Origin of the sequence: Nitratidesulfovibrio termitidis HI1 (assembly GCF_000504305.1) — a bacterium.
GTDB lineage: Bacteria > Desulfobacterota > Desulfovibrionia > Desulfovibrionales > Desulfovibrionaceae > Cupidesulfovibrio > Cupidesulfovibrio termitidis.
The window spans coordinates 4,227,360-4,241,422 of record NZ_KI632512.1; the positions used below are offsets into that span (position 1 = coordinate 4,227,360).

The 14,063-nt window shown below is 66.6% G+C and carries 16 protein-coding genes; 3 read left to right on the forward strand and 13 right to left on the reverse strand.

What is annotated here, in order from left to right; all coding sequences use genetic code 11:
* Positions 1-39: 39 nt before the first annotated feature.
* Positions 40-2,136 carry a methyl-accepting chemotaxis protein gene (locus DESTE_RS16925; protein ID WP_156925402.1) on the reverse strand — a complete coding sequence of 699 codons (2,097 nt, stop codon included), beginning with the start codon at positions 2,134-2,136 and terminating at the stop codon, positions 40-42.
* 439 nt (positions 2,137-2,575) lie between these two features.
* Here DESTE_RS16925 and DESTE_RS16930 point away from each other — a divergent pair, with 439 nt between their 5' ends.
* Positions 2,576-3,091, forward strand: a complete 516-nt coding sequence (locus DESTE_RS16930; protein ID WP_035069176.1) for a NanQ anomerase/TabA/YiaL family protein — start codon at positions 2,576-2,578, stop codon at positions 3,089-3,091.
* A 266-nt stretch (positions 3,092-3,357) separates the two neighbouring features.
* Positions 3,358-3,582 (forward strand): TraR/DksA family transcriptional regulator, encoded by a 225-nt coding sequence (locus tag DESTE_RS16935; RefSeq protein WP_035069179.1) that lies wholly within the window; start codon positions 3,358-3,360, stop codon positions 3,580-3,582.
* 110 nt (positions 3,583-3,692) lie between these two features.
* Here the strand turns inward: DESTE_RS16935 and DESTE_RS16940 are convergent, their stop codons facing one another.
* The gene (locus DESTE_RS16940; protein ID WP_051384530.1) at positions 3,693-4,409 is read right to left on the reverse strand and encodes an O-methyltransferase; all 717 of its coding nucleotides are present in this window, start codon (positions 4,407-4,409) and stop codon (positions 3,693-3,695) included.
* A gap of 120 nt (positions 4,410-4,529) precedes the next feature.
* Between DESTE_RS16940 and DESTE_RS16945 the strand changes: the two genes are divergently transcribed.
* Complete coding sequence (locus tag DESTE_RS16945) at positions 4,530-5,180, forward strand: TetR/AcrR family transcriptional regulator (RefSeq protein WP_198015372.1); 651 nt, start codon at positions 4,530-4,532, stop codon at positions 5,178-5,180.
* Between the two features lie 91 nt (positions 5,181-5,271).
* Here the strand turns inward: DESTE_RS16945 and DESTE_RS16950 are convergent, their stop codons facing one another.
* The 11 genes from DESTE_RS16950 to DESTE_RS17000 all read right to left on the reverse strand — a co-directional run bounded on the left by DESTE_RS16950 (position 5,272) and on the right by DESTE_RS17000 (position 14,061).
* Positions 5,272-6,282: an inorganic phosphate transporter gene (locus DESTE_RS16950; protein ID WP_035069185.1), complete on the reverse strand. Its 1,011-nt coding sequence runs from the start codon at positions 6,280-6,282 to the stop codon at positions 5,272-5,274.
* Complete coding sequence (locus DESTE_RS16955) at positions 6,275-6,904, reverse strand: DUF47 domain-containing protein (protein WP_035069186.1); 630 nt, start codon at positions 6,902-6,904, stop codon at positions 6,275-6,277. The genes DESTE_RS16950 and DESTE_RS16955 overlap by 8 nt, the downstream gene beginning before the upstream one ends.
* A gap of 538 nt (positions 6,905-7,442) precedes the next feature.
* Positions 7,443-8,738, reverse strand: a complete 1,296-nt coding sequence (locus tag DESTE_RS16960) for a type II toxin-antitoxin system HipA family toxin (protein WP_035069189.1) — start codon at positions 8,736-8,738, stop codon at positions 7,443-7,445.
* The gene (locus tag DESTE_RS16965) at positions 8,728-9,066 is read right to left on the reverse strand and encodes a helix-turn-helix transcriptional regulator (RefSeq protein WP_035069192.1); all 339 of its coding nucleotides are present in this window, start codon (positions 9,064-9,066) and stop codon (positions 8,728-8,730) included. The genes DESTE_RS16960 and DESTE_RS16965 overlap by 11 nt, the downstream gene beginning before the upstream one ends.
* Positions 9,067-9,235: 169 nt before the next feature.
* The gene (locus DESTE_RS16970) at positions 9,236-9,769 is read right to left on the reverse strand and encodes a 4Fe-4S dicluster domain-containing protein (RefSeq protein WP_051384531.1); all 534 of its coding nucleotides are present in this window, start codon (positions 9,767-9,769) and stop codon (positions 9,236-9,238) included.
* 4 nt (positions 9,770-9,773) lie between these two features.
* The gene (locus DESTE_RS16975; RefSeq protein WP_035069195.1) at positions 9,774-10,160 is read right to left on the reverse strand and encodes a hydrogenase maturation nickel metallochaperone HypA/HybF; all 387 of its coding nucleotides are present in this window, start codon (positions 10,158-10,160) and stop codon (positions 9,774-9,776) included.
* A 27-nt stretch (positions 10,161-10,187) separates the two neighbouring features.
* Entirely contained in the window at positions 10,188-11,321 is a 1,134-nt protein-coding gene (locus DESTE_RS16980; RefSeq protein ID WP_051384532.1) for a hydrogenase large subunit, read from the reverse strand.
* Positions 11,318-11,956 (reverse strand): NADH-quinone oxidoreductase subunit C, encoded by a 639-nt coding sequence (locus DESTE_RS16985; RefSeq protein WP_051384533.1) that lies wholly within the window; start codon positions 11,954-11,956, stop codon positions 11,318-11,320. Before DESTE_RS16985 ends, DESTE_RS16980 begins: the two co-directional genes overlap by 4 nt.
* Positions 11,925-12,614 (reverse strand): 4Fe-4S dicluster domain-containing protein, encoded by a 690-nt coding sequence (locus tag DESTE_RS16990; protein ID WP_035069198.1) that lies wholly within the window; start codon positions 12,612-12,614, stop codon positions 11,925-11,927. Before DESTE_RS16990 ends, DESTE_RS16985 begins: the two co-directional genes overlap by 32 nt.
* Positions 12,615-12,617: 3 nt before the next feature.
* On the reverse strand, positions 12,618-13,058 hold the full coding sequence (locus tag DESTE_RS16995) for an NADH-quinone oxidoreductase subunit B family protein (protein ID WP_007527825.1): 441 nt from the start codon (positions 13,056-13,058) through the stop codon (positions 12,618-12,620).
* Between the two features lie 16 nt (positions 13,059-13,074).
* Entirely contained in the window at positions 13,075-14,061 is a 987-nt protein-coding gene (locus DESTE_RS17000) for a respiratory chain complex I subunit 1 family protein (RefSeq protein ID WP_051384534.1), read from the reverse strand.
* Positions 14,062-14,063: the final 2 nt, after the last annotated feature.

The window sequence follows — 14,063 nt, forward strand, 5'->3', positions numbered from 1 at the left end:
GCGGTGTCTCATGTCAGGGGCAGGTTGCAGGCCCGTCGTTTAGCTGTCTTCCTTCAGTTCGCGGATGACGTCCTGCAATTCCGACGACAGCCTGGCCAGTTCGCCCACCTCGCGGGTGGATTGGCCCATGGCCTCGGCCATTTCCGAGGCGATGCGGTTCACCTCGTCGGTGCCCCGGTTGATCTGTTCGGACGCGGCGGACTGCTGCTCCGACGCCGTGGCGATGGAGCGCACCTGATCGGCGGTGGATTCCACGATGGACACGATGTGCGCCAGCGCCTCGCCCGCCCGTGAAGCCAGATCGGTGCTGCGCTGCACCACTTCCGCCGCGCGGCCCATGCCGGTGATGTTGTCCTGCGTGCCGCGCTGGATGGCGGTGATGGCGTCGCCCACTTCCTTGGTGGCGGTCATGGTCTTTTCGGCCAGCTTGCGCACTTCGTCGGCCACTACGGCGAATCCGCGTCCGGCGTCCCCGGCGCGGGCCGCCTCGATGGCCGCGTTAAGCGCCAGCAGGTTGGTCTGGTCGGCGATGTCGGTAATGACCGTCATGATGTTGCCGATGCCCTCGGCCCGCTTGCCCAGGTCGCCCAGGCCGCCGCTCATCTCGCGGGTGAACTCGTCCACCTTGCGGATGCTGTCCACCACGTCGCGTACGATGGCCCCGCCAGCTTCGGCCTGTGCCCGTGCGCTTTCGGCGCTTTCCGCCGCGCGCGAGGCGTTGGCGGCCACCTCCAGCACGCTGGCGTTCATCTGTTCCATGGCCGTGGCGGCCTCGGCCGTGCGGGCGCGCTGCACCTCGGCGCCGGACCGGGCCTCGTCCACCTGCCCGGCCAGTTCGTGCGAGGCGTTGCGCACGTTGGCCACAATGCCTTCAAGCCGTGCCGCCGTGTGGCGGATGCCTTCCATGCGGGCCTGCTCGCCGCGCAGGCGGGCGTTTTCGGCTTCCAGCAGGGCGGCTTCCGCCTTGCAGGTCTGTTCCTCGGCCTCGGCGGTCTTGGCCTTGCCGGTGGCCAGCAATTCACCCAGGTTGCGCACCATGGCGGTCAGGCTGCCGTGCAGGTCCAGCAGTTCGCCCGAAAAGTGGCGCGCGTCGGGCAGGGCGTCGAATTCGCCCGCCGCCACGCGGCCGGACGCGGCCACCAGCATCTGCACCGGGTTGGCCACGGAACGGGCCAGCAGCCAGGCCACCACCATCAGGGCCAGGGCAATGCCCGCGCCCACCATCAGAATATAGTTCACCACGCTGGCCGACTGGGCGTACACCTCGGCCTTGTCGATGACCGCAACCAGCTTCCAGCCCTGGTAGCCGGTGAATACGGTGACCAGCTTGTCCGTGCCGTCCATGGCGGTTTCGAAGGTGCCGCGTTGCATCTTCATGATCTGGGCAAGGGCGGGCACGCCGGTGTCTTCGGCCTTCTTGAAGCCGAACTTTTCGTGTTTCGGGTCGGACAGGATGACCGAGGTGTCCTCCAGCAGCATGACGTAGCCGGTCTTGCCGATGCGCAGGTTGGAGGTGACCTTGGTCAGGGTGGAAAGATTGATGTCCACGCCCATGACGCCCACGATCTCGCCCGATGCGGTGCGCACCTTGCTCATGACGCTGGCCACCGGATATCCGGTGGTGGACATGTAGGCCTTGCTGATCAGCGTGTTGCCGGAAGAGGCCATGGCTTCCCTGTACCACGGGCGCTTGCGCGGGTCGTAGCCCGCGGGCACGCCGGAACCGTCGATGTGGCTGAGAAAGCCGCCGTCCTGGTAGCCGATGAATATTTCATCGTACCAGTTGTTGGCCTTGCCCATCAGGGTGAACACCTTGGCCAGCGCCTGTTCCTCGGCGGTCAGCGAGGCGTGGTGCAGCTTGTTGTCCTGCCTGGTGTCGGCGTACGAGGCCACCTGCCCCTTGGCGTCCACCACGCGGGGCAGCGTGGACAGGTAGACCACGTTGCGCTGGGCCGCCTCGAAGAAGGTGGTGACGAAGTCGTTCACCCGCTCCAGTTGGGCGCCGGACGAATCCTCGAAGTCGCGCAGCGACGCACGCCGGATTTCGATGGACACCACGGCGGAAACGCTGCCGATGGCGACGACGATGGACAGAAGAAAGGCGATGATGAGCTTGCTGCGGATGGTCAGAGACATGTTGCCCCCCAAGGCGACTTGGCTGTTTACGGTTTGCCCGCCGTGAACCCTTCCGTCGCGTGGCGCGGGATTGCGTGCGAGTGTGCCCGCTGCGGCATGTGGATGGCTCCCCAGCTGCATCCGCGTACCGCGCGGCTTTCATGCCCCCATTCGTGAGGATTGGCAAGGCGCGGGGCGCATCGGATGATGCAAGATTCGGTGGCGGCACCTCACCCCGCGAGGGTGACGGTTGTGTTGTGGTATTGTGGCGGCGAATTGTCATGAGCTTTTTCGCACGGTTGGAGCCGGGGTGTCACGTCAGATACGCTCTTTTTACGCCCTGATTGCGCTCTGACCGCAACCTGCCAGCGGCCGCGCTCTGCCTGTTGCGCGCCGCACGGGGACACTATATCGTGCGCCGCCGACAAGGCGGAACCCGGCCACGAACCTGGAGGAACCAATGATAATCGGCACGTCGGACACGTGGATGCGCTACGATCTTGGCCCGGCATGGCGGGCGGCCTTTGCCTTTCTGGCCAACCTGGCGCCCGACGCGACCGCCGGGCGCCATCCCGTGCCCTGCGCGGATGCGCCGGAAGGCAGCGTGTACGTGGAAGTGGGGCGCTACGACACCCTGCCGGGCGGCAGCGGACGGCTGGAAGCCCACCGCAGGCATATTGACATCCAGTACGTTCTTTCGGGTATGGAATGGTTGGACTGGACGCCATTGCCCGGCCTGGAGGCCCAAGGGCCGTACGCCGACGACAGGGACGTGCGGTTCTTTGCCGCAACGGGGCGCCCGTGCACCCGCGTGCTGCTGCAACCGGGCACCTTCGCGGCGCTGTTTCCGGAGGACGCGCACATGCCGGGCATTGCCATGCAGGGCGGCCCGTCCGCCATGGTCAAGGCGGTGGCCAAGGTGCGCGTGGACGCGCTGACGGTGGCGGGCATTCCGGCGCAGGGGCTGGACGGGTAGCAAGGGCGGAAGCGCCAGACCAGCGGTGAGCCGGACCTGCGGTGAGCCGGATTTGCGGTGAGCCGGACCCGCGATGAACGAAGCCAGCGATGGTCCAGACCAGCGGCGAACCGGACCGACCGGAACACGCGGACGGTGGGGCCGACAGGGACTCACGGCGTATCGACGGTTGATGGAGTCAGGCCGGATGCGCGCGGGCGCCACCCGCGCCAAGGGGGGCGGACCTGGTACTGACAGGGAGCGGATCGGGACAACCAGGAGGTCTCATGGACATTTTCGATCAGGCCCAGGAACTGGAGCGGCTGGAACGCGAAGCCGCCTTGTCCCGCGCGCGGAGCGCCTCCGCGCCTGGGCGCGAGGGGCCCGAGTGGATCGACGGCGTTGCCTGCTGCCGCGAGTGCGGCGAACCCATCCCCCCCGCCCGGCTGGCCGCCGTGCCGGGCGTGGGACTGTGCAAGGCCTGCCAGGAAGAGATGGAAGGGGGCAACTAGCCCCGTACCCGGTCACCCCCGAACGGCCCGCGATCGTCATGATCGCGGGCCGTTCTGCGTTGTGGGGGTGCGGTGCTGCCGCCAGTCGGGCACTGCCCGCACTGGGTGTATCAGCCGAGTCGGACGGACAGTTCCACGTCCTCGGCGAACGGAATGGACAGGTATCCGCGTGCGGGCGACCGCACCCGCGCCAGGTAGTCCGGGCTGTACCCGGCGTCGTCGGCAATGATGAGCGCGCCGGGCCGCAGGTGCGGCTCAATCAGCCCCAGGATTTCGGGGTAGAGGGCCTTGGCCCCGTCCAGCAGCAGCATGTCCACGGAATCGGGAAGGCCGGTTGCAAGGGTATGCAGGGCATCGCCCTGGCGGATGTCCACCAGATCCGCGAGATCGGCGCTTGCCAGATTGTCCCTGGCGCGTGCCGCCTTGGAAGGTTCGAATTCGCTGGTGATCAGGCGGCCTCCTCCGTTGTCGCGCAGTGCCGCCGCCAGGTGCAGGGTGGAGACGCCGAACGACGTGCCGAATTCCACGATGCTCCGAGCCCGGCAGCCTCGTGCCAGCACGTAGAGCAGGGTGGCCGTCTCGCGCGAGACGGCCAGCGGCAGGTCTCTGAGCTGCCCGTAGAAGTCGAGGTAGCCCGTCTTGCTGCGCAGGCGGCGGTCCCGCTCCGCTTCGGAAAGGGCGGCCATGGCGGGATGCTCATGGAAGGAGGCTTCGTTGTCGCGGAACAGGCGTTCCAGCAGGGGGGCAAGGGGCGGGGTCGTCAGGGTTGCCTGAAGGGGCTGGTCCGCCGACTTGGGGGATATGGCCGATGAAGGCAATGTGGTCATGGAGTTCTCCGGGTACAGGTTGCATGTTTTCTGGCGCCGGAGTAAAAATACGAACAATCATTCGCGTTCACAATTCGCATTGCGGAAGGCCCCATGCCGGAAGGTCGGAAAAGCGGCATCTTGCCGAGAAAGCAGCCGAAACAGGCCAGGTCGTCGGAACTTGTCAGCGCCATTCTGGCGGCGGCAGCTCAGGTTCTGGCCAGGGAAGGCGCGCACCGCTTCACCACCGCCCGCGTGGCCGAGCGGGCCGGGGTGAGCGTGGGGTCGCTGTACCAGTACTTTCCCAACAAGGCGGCCATCCTGTTCCGCCTGCAACGCGACGAGTGGGGGCAGACCTCGGACGTCCTGCGCGGCATACTCGAAGATGTGCGCATGCCTCCGCTGGAGCGGCTGCGCGCCCTGGTTCATGCCTTCATCCGCTCCGAATGCGAGGAAGCGGCCATGCGCCTTGCGCTGCATGACGCTGCGCCGCTGTACCGCAACGAACCCGAGGCCCGGGCGGCGAAGGCGTCTGCCGGCGTGGTCATCCAGTCCTTCATGCGCGAGGCGTTGCCCGCTGCCTCCGACACCACCCGGGCACTGGCCGGAGAACTGATTGCCACCACGTTTGGCGCCGTGGGCAAGCGCTTTTCGGAAACGCCGCGCACGCCGGAAGAGGTGGCGGCCTTCGCCGATGCCATGGCCGACATGTTCTGCGCCTACCTGCGCGGACTGGGATCCGAACCGGGGCTCGAATTGGATCCCGAACGGGGGGCCGGATTGAGGAAATGACAGGCTTCGTCGCGGCAATGCAAGAGCGGGCACATGCCATGGCATGTGCCCGCTCTTGCATTGGAACAGGAATGTTCGACCCGGCGCGGACCTAGTTGGCGATGCCCAGCAGTTCCAGAATCAGAAAGCTGATGGAGGCCATGATGGCGGCGGCGGGAATGGTGAGTATCCAGGCCACCACCAGGTTACCCGCAATGCCCCAGCGCACGGCGGACAGGCGCTTGGTGGCCCCCACGCCGAACACGCAGGCGGTGATGGTGTGGGTGGTGGAGATGGGCGCGCCCATCAGCGAGGCCCCGGTGATGACCATGGCGGCGGAGGTTTCCGCCGCGAAGCCGTGCACCGGTTCCAGCTTGAAGATGCGGTGCCCCATGGTCTTCACGATTTTCCAGCCGCCCAGGGCGGTGCCCAGGGCCATGGCCATGGCGCACGACAGCTTGACCCACAGCGGCACGTGGATGGTGTCGATCTGGTGGAACAGAAACAGGGCCAGGGTGATGACGCCCATGGTCTTCTGCGCGTCATTGAGACCATGGCTGGTGGCCATGAATGCGGAGGAGGCGATCTGCAGCTTTTCGAACGACCTTGTCACCGTGCGCCGGTTGGTGCGCCAGAACAGCAGCATCAGCAGGGTCATGCACGCGTAGCTGACGACAAAGCCCGCCATGGGCGAGAGCACCAGCGGCAGCAGGATCTTCTTGACGATGGTCATGGCGTTCAGGGTGCTGAACCCCGCATGGGTGATGGCGGCCCCCATCAGCCCGCCGATGAGCGCGTGCGACGACGAGGACGGCAGGCCGTAGTACCAGGTGATCAGGTTCCAGGCGATGGCCCCGATGAGCGCGGCCAGCACCAGGGCCTGGCTGCCCATGACCATGTCGGTGTTCACGATGCCCTGGCCCAGGGTGTGCGCCACCTCTTCGCCCAGCAGGGCTCCGACAAGGTTCAGCACGGCGGCCATGGCCACGGCGGTGCGCGGCGAGAGCACCTTGGTGGAAACCACGGTGGCGATGGCGTTGGCGCAGTCGTGCGCCCCGTTGGTGAAGTCGAAGATCAGCGCGACGAGGACGATGACGACGAGCAGCACCGGTATCTCAAGCATTCTTCAGCACCACTTCCTCGATGGCGTCCGCGAGATCGTCCAGGCGTTCCACGGCCAGTTCGATGCGGTCGTACACCTGGGTCCACTTCATGATGTCCACCACGGCGCGCATGTCGAGATTCTCGGTGTCGTGCAGTTCGGCAAGGCCCGTGCCCAGCAGCATTTCGCATTCGCCCTTGATGGCTTTCAGCTGCTTGACCTGCGCGACCACGTCGGTCTTGTCCTTCAGGCAACAGATCATCTCGCCGGTGACGGCGGCCATCTCGCGCAGGTTGCGGACCATCTTGCGGGCAGGAAAGCGGATGTAGGTGAACCCGTACAGCCGCGCGCGGGTGGCGATGCCCTTGATGAGGTTGATGGAGTCTTCCTGCGCCAGGTTCAGGCGGTAGATGTCCTCGCGGTCGATGGGGGTGATGAAGGTCAGCGAGAGCTGGCGCGAGATTTCGCGGCACAGGTCGTCGGCCTCCACCTCGACCAGGTTCACGCGCTTGCAGGCGTCGTCAACCTTGCCGAAGTCTTCGAGGATGCGGGTGAGCAAGTCGGCCGCTTCCACCAGCATGGCATTCTGGCGGCTCAGCAGTTCGAAGAAGCGGACGGTCTTGGGGAACAGGTTCAAGGCCATGCGGTGGCTCCGGTGTTGTCGTGTTGCTCGCGGGCCTGTCGGCCCCGGGGTGGGCGGCCCGTCGTGCCGTCGTGCGGAACGGGTCCATCTGCGCGTGCGGCCCGTCATGGGCGGCGGGATGTTACGGATGTGTTGCAATCCGGCGCATGCCGGAAGGTACTGCCCCGTGCGCAAAAAAGGCCGGTCGGGACCGCGGGAATTCTACGCTTCCTCCGGTGTCCGGGCAACCGGCATCGTCGTGAATCCGTCACGAAATAACGCGGTTTTGTTACGGAATGGTGACAGACTGCGATGTTTTGAGAAGTCCAATTGTGTCAGGATGTTGAGCGATTGAACAGTCGCGGAACGCGTGTTGTGTGACGTTCTGCGCGAGGTGGTGGGGGAGAGTGAGCAGGACGGAGTGCGGTGAAAGGGGGGGCCGTGCGTGGGGTTCCGGTGGCCTTGGGCTGGCCACTACACGTGTGCCGGCGCGCCGGGCATGGCAGGTCTGCCCGGCCTGCGTGCTGCGCCGGGTACGTCGGCACGGGTGTGCGCTGGGTCAGGCGGGTACGGCGCCCTCTCCGGCCGGGTCCAGGTCGGCGGGGGCGTCGTAAAAGGCAAAGGGGTTCAGGAATTGCCGTCCGTACAGCAGACGGCGGTCGGCATCGGCCAGGGCTGCCTCGTCGCAGACGGCGTCCCAGCGGTTGCGGATGACGGCGATCTGGTGCGCCACCACGGCCTTGGCCGCATCGGGCGCCAGCAGGAAGGCGTGCGCCCCGTCCAGGCAGGTGGCAATGCGGCTCATGCGGTCGTTGCCGTGGATGAGCATGGCCTGGCTGGCTTCACCGCCGGTGCGCGGCTGGGGGCAGATGTCATAGGCGGGGGTAAGGGCAAGGCGGGCGCCATCCCAGAACGCGGCATGGTTGCGGGCGTGGTCGTCGGTATTGCCGCACAGCACGTTGAAGACGATGCGACCGAACAGTTCCCGCAACGTGGCGGCGGGGGCGACGAAGCGGTGGCGGATGACTTCGGCGAGATCCTGGTAGCTGGCGTGGGCGGCCAGCATCTCGTCCAGTTCCAGCATGGTCAGCGCCGAAACCGTGGCTTTGCGGGTCCAGCCCGCCTCGGTCCGCTCGCGGTCGAAGCGTTCCACCAGCAGCACATCCTTGCCCAGCGCAGAGGTGAGCCGCACCGGGGCCACGTCCAGCCCCACTTCCGCAGCCAGGCGCATGGCGACGTACTCCGCCTTGACCATGGCGTACAAATCGCCGGAAGAGGAAAACTTGGCGATGTACAGGCGTGCGTCCGTGTCCACCAGCACCTTTGGGCGGGCCCCGCCCAGCGACGTGCCGTGGCGCAGGGCCTGGTCCAGCGCGGGCGCCAGCGGATGGCCCCGCTCCACCGCGTGAACGCCTTCGGCCAGTTCATCGAGGGTGGCGGTTTGCCGCAGCCGGGCCTGATACAGGGTGGCGGACGGCTGGAAATCCAGTGCCCCCACCCGGTCCGAGCCCGATTCCAGAAGAAAGGTCAGTTCGTCCAGTTCGATGGCGGCAGCCTGCGCGCCCCTGAGCCCGAACAGACGGTTGACGATGACCCGTCGCCCCCAGGCGTCCGGCGAGGCGTCGCGGATGCATCCGGGCATGGACAGGCCGGGCAGGAGGGGAAGTTCCCCCTGCCGCAGGGGCAGTTCCGGGGCGTACAGGGGAATGGCGTCCGGCCGGGCAAGGTAGCTGCGGCCGTAGTTGAAGAACAGGCGCGTCCCGTGGCGGCGCAACAGTCCTGCCACCACCGGTTCGGCACGGCCGGGCAGCCAGACCCAGACATAGGCTTCTGCGGGGGGCGGGCTAGAAGTCATCCTTCACCTTTCCGCGGGCGGCATGTACGGCCTTGGGCAGCAGGGCGCGCTTTTCCACGCTGTGTTGCAGGCGCAAGGCCAGGTGTCTGGGGTCGGCTTCCATCAGGGGCACCCCGAGCAAGGTGGCAACCTCGAACACCACGCCGATGGAACAGCCGGGGTCGCCCCGTTCCACCCGCCGCAGCAGGTCGCGCGAAATGCCCGCGCGCTCGGCCAGTTCTCCGGCTGTAAGCCGTGACGTGGTGCGGGCTTCGCGGATCAGGTTGCCGAGCAGGACAAGCGCGGCGGTGGTGTGGCGCGAATAGGCGCGGGTAGTTGGCTTGGACATGGCGTTTACGTTTTTATGCGTCAAAAAACTTAAAATGACTTGTTTATGCTGCATAGATATGCGCAGGTCTTTCGACCGTCAAGTAAAAAGGCCCTCATGCGTCGGAAGCGGATTTCCGGCGCATGAGGGCCCTGGATATCGGGAGCCCGGGCGGTGCGGCGTGCAGCCCCTAGCGCTGCATGGCGCGGTATTCGTCAATGGTGACCATGTGCAGGGCCTTGACCGGGCAGGCCTCCACGCAGGCGCCCTGGTCCTTGCCTTCCTTGGCGCGCCAGTCGGCGCACACGTCGCAGCGCACGGCCACTTCGCGGCGGTGCTGGGCGGGTTGGGCGGCATCGGCGCCTTCTTCGGGCAGACCGATGAAGGACAGCTCGATGGCGCCGTACGGGCAGGCCATGACGCACAGCTGGCAGGCGGCGCAGTACTGCTGACGCATCACCACCACGCCGTCTTCCTGTACCAGCGCGTCGGTGGGGCACACGCGGGCGCAGGGGGCGTCGACGCACTGGCGGCACTGCACGGGCATCTTGACGCTGTCGGTCTTGATGACGTGCACGCGGGGCTGGAAGAGGTTGCGCTTCTTCACGGCTTCCTTGATGGTCATGTTGTTGTGCGAGGCGATGCAGGCAAGTTCGCACTTCTTGCAGGCCTTGCACTTGTCTGCTTCAGCGAAGACGACGTACCGCATGAGCGAATTGGTCATGGTTCTATCCTTCCGTGGTTTGCGCCGCTGCCGGAAGGTCTGTGGCATCCGGGCCGGGCACTTCTATGCTTGCGATGTACAGTTCCCTGCCGTCAATCCAGTGCACGGCGTCGTCGCCGCACGAAGGGCAGGAGAATTTCCGTTTCCGGGTTTCCACGTCGCCGCAGACGGGGCAGATGCCGCGCAGTGGCAGCATCTGCACGTCCAGCGGCGCGCCCTCGGCGGGCGTCCCTTCGGCCAGCAGTTCGAAACAGGCGGTCAGGGTGCGCGATTCGACGCACGCCAGAAGGCCCACGGCAAGGTTCACCCGGCTGATGCGGGGTGCGCCGTGTCGCGCCGCCTCGTCAGAGACGATGCGCAGGATGCCTTCGACGATGGACGATTCGTGCATGACCGCCTGTCTCCGTGGTTTGTGCTGCTATCTTTCCGTGCAGGAAATGCACGGGTCGATGGAGTTGACGATGAGCGGCACGTCCGAAACCTTGCAGTCGTGCATCATCACGCCCAGCGCGTCCCAGTTCATGTACGAGGGCACGCGCCACTTCAGGCGGTTGGGCACGTCGGTGCCGTCGGTGCGCAGGAAGTAGATCAGTTCGCCGCGCGGGGCCTCGCTGCGGGCCACGGCCTCGCCCGCCGGAATTTCCGGCAGCCGGGCCACCGTTTCGCCACCGGGCAGGTCGCGGGCGCACTGGCGGACGAGGCTGATGGATTCCAGGGCTTCGCGCAGGCGGATCATGGCGCGCGAATGCACGTCGCACCCGGTTTCGGTGATCACGTCGAAGGCCAGGCGGGGGTAGGCGGCGTGCGGCACGTCCTTGCGGATGTCCACGGCCAGGCCGCTGCCGCGCGCCACGGGGCCGACAACCGCGTATTCCAGCGCCTTGTCCTGCGGCAGCATGCCCACGCCCACGGTACGCCCGCGCACCATGGGGTCGTTGCGGTAGATGTTGTAGATTTCTTCCACGTGCTTCTGCACGCGGTCGAGGTTGCGGGTCAGGAAGGTGAGCAGATCGGCATCCACGTTGTACTTCACGCCGCCGATGCAGTTGGCGGCGAGGTCCATGCGGTTGCCGTACACCGTTTCCTTGATGTCCTGCATGATCTCGCGCACTTCCATCACGTGCATGAACAGCGACTTGAAGCCGATGATGTGCGCGAGAATGGCCACGTTGAACAGGTGCGAGGCGATGCGCTTGATTTCCTCGGCCATGGAGCGCAGGTAGCGGGCCCGCTCGGGCACCACGATGCCTGCCAGGTTTTCCACCGCCATGCAGTAGGTGAAGGGGTGGCTGTTGGAGCACAGCGAGCAGACCCGCTCGGTGAGCACGATGTTCTGGAACAGGTTGCGCCGCAGGGCCAGCGCCTCCATGCCCCGGTGCACGTGCCCGGCGGTGATCTCGACATGCTTCACGGTTTCGCCTTCCACGCTCACGCGGAAGTACATGGGCTCTTCCAGGGCCACGTGCAGCGGGCCAACAGGCAGGGTGAAGCCCGCGCGCGGGTCGGTGTTCACGTGGTCGTCTATCTGGGGGGTATGGGCGGAGGTGCTCATGCCTGGGTCTCCTCGTCGGTGCCAGTGGAGGCGGTGGAAGCGGTGGCGACAGATGTGCCTTCCGGCAGCTTCGCCGACATGATGCGTTCCCACAGATCCTGGGTGGAGGCACCGTTCATCATGGTGGACAGGGGAATCATCTGGCCCATGATGCCCGCGTCCAGCCGCTCGTCCAGGAACAGCCGCTTGGGATTGGGGTGACCGGTAACCGCGATGTCGTACATTTCCATGAATTCGCGCTCGTTCCAGTCGGCGTTGCGGAACCACGGAGTGATGGAAGGCACCTCGGGCTTGCCCGTGGCTTCGCCGTCCTCGTCCACGTCATTAACGGTAGGCATGACCAGCGGCGCGGTGACCGTAAGGGTCAGGCCGTCCAGGTCGAAGTGGTAGGCAATGGCGCGCTGCGGGTTGGCAGGGTCGCGCTCCGGGTCGTAGGCGGTCATGGTGCACAGGCGCAGGCGGCAGCGGGACATGGCCGGGGCCAGTTCCGCAAGGCGCGGGGCGTTGTCCAGCAGGATCCAGCCGTAGATGTTGCCGTGGGCGTCCTCGGTCCAGGATATGTCTGCGCCTGCCGCGTCGGGCAGCCGCTGGTCCAGCAGTGCCTTAGCCTGCAGTTGCGCGGGGCGTGTCAGCATCGGTGCGTCCTCCGTCCTTCACCGTATGGGGGGTGGCGGGGGTGGTTTCTTCGTTGGCGGCAGCGGCCTTGGCCGCCGGGTTGGACCCGTTGCCGTTGCCCGTGTCCGACGGGGCGGCTGCTTCGGCGTCCGCAGGGGCGTTCAGGGCGGCGGCGCGGGTGGCGGCAGCCACCTGGCGGCACTTGGGGCACATGCGCAGCAGCGCCGGAAAGTCCAGGTCCTGGGCGTGGTTGGCATACACGCGGGTGGCCAGGTCCGGCGGCAGCATGCGGATGTGCGCCTCGCACCCGGTGCAGCGCAGGTACGGGACGAAGTGGTGCTCCGCCCAGTCGTACTTGCGTTCCTGCAGGTGCGCGTTGTGCCAGTCGTTGGTCATGGTGATGGCCCCGGTGGGGCAGTAGTGGCGGCACAGCCCGCACAGGGCGCAGGTGTTGTGCCACACCGTGAAGTCGTAGCCGCTGCGGTCCTCGCGCGGCTCGATGCGGATGGCCCCGCCCGCGCACACGTGGCGGCAGATGGCACAGCCCACGCACTTGGCGGGGTCCATGGTCACCTTGCCGCGAAAGCGGCGGGGGGTATGCGTCTCGGCAAAGGGGAAGGGGTCGGTGGACGGCCCCTGGGCCACGTTGCGGGCGAGTATCTTCAGGAATCCCAGCATGGCTTACTCCTGCAATCCGAGGCGGGCCATCCACACGTCGCGGGCCTTGATCACGCCTTCGATGATGGCCTGCGGGCGCGGCGGGCAGCCGGGCACGTTGACGTCCACGGGGATGTAACGGTCGATGGGGCCCTCGATGGAGTAGCCGTCACGGAACACGCCGCCGCTTACCGGACAGATGCCCACTGCCACGGTGACCTTGGGTTCGGGAATCTCGTCCCACACGCGCAGCACCTTGTCCTTCACGCGGGCGGTCAGCGGCCCGGTGATCAGCACGATGTCCGCGTGGCGGGGGCTGCCGCAGTACTTGCAGCCCAGGCGTTCCACGTCATAGCGGGGGATGCAGGCGGTGGTGGCCAGTTCCACGTCGCAGCCGTTGCACGAGCCCGCGTTGATCCGGTACAGCCACGGCGACCGCACGGAGAGCTTCTTCAGGAAGTTCATATTGTCTCCTCTCCGCCTACATACCGCGCCACGCCAGCACCAGACTCGCCAGGGCCAGCACCGAGGGGTACTTGAGGTAGAAGGTGAAGGCCTGGTCCACGCGGAAGCGCCCGGTGGCCGACTTGACCAGCGTCAGCGAAACGGCCATCAGCGCCGCGCACTTCAGCACGAACCACGGAATGTTGGCGACGATGCCGCCGGGAACCGTGCCCGGCAGGAACAGCGCCACGCCAAGGCCCAGCACCACCACGGTCTTGAGCGCCGAGGCGATGTGGAAGAAGGCCAGGGCCGGGCCGGAGTATTCCAGCAGGGGGCCTTCGATGATTTCCGTTTCGGCCTCGGGCACGTCGAAGGGCACGGTGCCCATGGTGCCGGGCAGGAACAGCAGGTAGGCCAGCAGGGCCGGAATCATCACCGGGTCGAAGGCCAACTGCCCGTTGGCCAGCTGATAGTCCACGATGCTGGCCAGCGAGAACTCGGCTCCGCCGCCGGTGGCCATGCCCACCTTCATGGCCACGGCCAGCATCACGGCCAGCAGCGGCATTTCGTAGGCGAACATCAGCGTCATCTCGCGCGAGAAGCCCATGGCCCCGAACGGCGAGCTGGAGGCGGAACCGCCGACCATCAGCGCGATGGCGGGCAGCGGCAGCAGGTAGAAGATCACCAGCAGGTCGCCCATGGCGGGCAGGCCCCCGCTGACGCCCGGCACGGGCAGCAGCGCTGCGCACACCGCCATGCCGGTCAGGCCCAGCAGCGGGGCCAGCAGGAAGGCGGCCCGGTTGGCAGAGGCCGGCATGACCGTTTCCTTGGTGAACAGCTTGGCGATATCCAGATAGGGCTGGATCAGGGGCGGGCCGACGCGGCGCTGCAGGCGCGCCTCGATGCGCCGGTCAAGCCCCTTCAGGAACAGGCCCACGGCAAGGGCGAACAGACCGCCCGGGAACACCAGCAGGCCGAGCAGGCCAAGGCCGGTCTGGGTGAAGAGTTCGGTTGCGTAGGACATGG

What these genes read in the sequence shown, in the direction of transcription:
- DESTE_RS16990 (WP_035069198.1), bottom strand. Translation starts at nt 12,614, where the DNA reads ATGCTGGGATTCCTGAAGATACTCGCCCGCAACGTGGCCCAGGGGCCG.
- DESTE_RS17000 (WP_051384534.1), bottom strand. Translation starts at nt 14,061, where the DNA reads ATGTCCTACGCAACCGAACTCTTCACCCAGACCGGCCTTGGCCTGCTC.
- DESTE_RS16950 (WP_035069185.1), bottom strand. Translation starts at nt 6,282, where the DNA reads ATGCTTGAGATACCGGTGCTGCTCGTCGTCATCGTCCTCGTCGCGCTG.
- DESTE_RS16930 (WP_035069176.1), top strand. Translation starts at nt 2,576, where the DNA reads ATGATAATCGGCACGTCGGACACGTGGATGCGCTACGATCTTGGCCCG.
- DESTE_RS16985 (WP_051384533.1), bottom strand. Translation starts at nt 11,956, where the DNA reads ATGCTGACACGCCCCGCGCAACTGCAGGCTAAGGCACTGCTGGACCAG.
- DESTE_RS16980 (WP_051384532.1), bottom strand. Translation starts at nt 11,321, where the DNA reads ATGAGCACCTCCGCCCATACCCCCCAGATAGACGACCACGTGAACACC.
- DESTE_RS16995 (WP_007527825.1), bottom strand. Translation starts at nt 13,058, where the DNA reads ATGAACTTCCTGAAGAAGCTCTCCGTGCGGTCGCCGTGGCTGTACCGG.
- DESTE_RS16970 (WP_051384531.1), bottom strand. Translation starts at nt 9,769, where the DNA reads ATGACCAATTCGCTCATGCGGTACGTCGTCTTCGCTGAAGCAGACAAG.
- DESTE_RS16940 (WP_051384530.1), bottom strand. Translation starts at nt 4,409, where the DNA reads ATGACCACATTGCCTTCATCGGCCATATCCCCCAAGTCGGCGGACCAG.
- DESTE_RS16955 (WP_035069186.1), bottom strand. Translation starts at nt 6,904, where the DNA reads ATGGCCTTGAACCTGTTCCCCAAGACCGTCCGCTTCTTCGAACTGCTG.
- DESTE_RS16960 (WP_035069189.1), bottom strand. Translation starts at nt 8,738, where the DNA reads ATGACTTCTAGCCCGCCCCCCGCAGAAGCCTATGTCTGGGTCTGGCTG.
- DESTE_RS16975 (WP_035069195.1), bottom strand. Translation starts at nt 10,160, where the DNA reads ATGCACGAATCGTCCATCGTCGAAGGCATCCTGCGCATCGTCTCTGAC.
- DESTE_RS16935 (WP_035069179.1), top strand. Translation starts at nt 3,358, where the DNA reads ATGGACATTTTCGATCAGGCCCAGGAACTGGAGCGGCTGGAACGCGAA.
- DESTE_RS16965 (WP_035069192.1), bottom strand. Translation starts at nt 9,066, where the DNA reads ATGTCCAAGCCAACTACCCGCGCCTATTCGCGCCACACCACCGCCGCG.
- DESTE_RS16925 (WP_156925402.1), bottom strand. Translation starts at nt 2,136, where the DNA reads ATGTCTCTGACCATCCGCAGCAAGCTCATCATCGCCTTTCTTCTGTCC.